The organism is Streptomyces sparsus, assembly GCF_054776295.1.
In genome coordinates this window covers 1-783 of the sequence record NZ_BAAHCA010001494.1, presented here as the reverse complement: position 1 = coordinate 783, position 783 = coordinate 1, and the positions used below count along the sequence as shown (strand labels likewise).

The following is a 783-nucleotide window of genomic DNA, read 5'->3' as shown; positions in this document are numbered from 1 at the left end:
CGCAGATCCGCAACGCCGGCACGCTCGGCGGCAACGTCGTCAGCGCCGCGCCCACCGGCGACACCCTGCCCGTGCTGGCGGCACTGGAAGCCGTGCTGCTGATCGCCGGCCCGGCCGGCATCCGCCGCGAGATCCCCGTGGGCCACCTGCTCGCCGGCATGGAGATGCTCCAGCCCGGCGAGGTGCTCGGCCACATCAGGATCCCGCTGCTGCACGCACCCCAGACCTTCATCAAGGCGACCGGCCGCACCGGACCCAGCCGCGCCGTCGCCTCCGCCGCGGTGGTGCTCGACCCGGCCCGGCGCGGAGTGCGCTGCGCCATCGGCGCCGTCGCCCCGATGCCGCTGCGCCCGCTGGAGGCGGAGCACTGGGTGGCTTCGCTGATCGACTGGCCGGTGGTCTCCGAGCGCGGTGCGACCGCGCTCGCACCGGAGGCACTGAACGCTTTTGGAGAGTATGTCGCGATGGCGTGCATTCCCGACCCCCCGCCGGCGGAGGACGGGGCAGAGGCTCCGAAACTTCCGCCCGCCGCCCTCCAGTTGCGGCGTACTGTGGCGGCACTGGCCCGCCGGGGACTCGGGAGGGCGCTCGCATGAGCAACGACCAGCACCCGTCACCGTCCACCCCGCCGACCGGCGGCTGGGGCGGCGAGTACGACGGGGACTCCACCGCCTTCGTGCAGCTTCCGGGACCCGACACCGGCGCCGACGGTGAGAGCCCGCTGGCCGCACCCGGCACCGGCGCCGGCTGGGCCCCGCCGGCGCTGGGCCCGATGACGGCCGC

General features: G+C 75.5%; 1 protein-coding gene and 1 pseudogene. Both read left to right on the top strand.

The window, feature by feature from the left end; translation table 11 throughout:
• Nucleotides 1-596, top strand: a 596-nt coding sequence (locus ACYVE9_RS29220; RefSeq protein ID WP_461030891.1) for an FAD binding domain-containing protein, incomplete at its 5' end; no start/stop codon positions are given.
• Nucleotides 593-783 (top strand): annotated as a pseudogene (locus ACYVE9_RS29215) ((2Fe-2S)-binding protein); the annotation flags it as partial. The gene ACYVE9_RS29220 and the pseudogene ACYVE9_RS29215, both read left to right, overlap by 4 nt.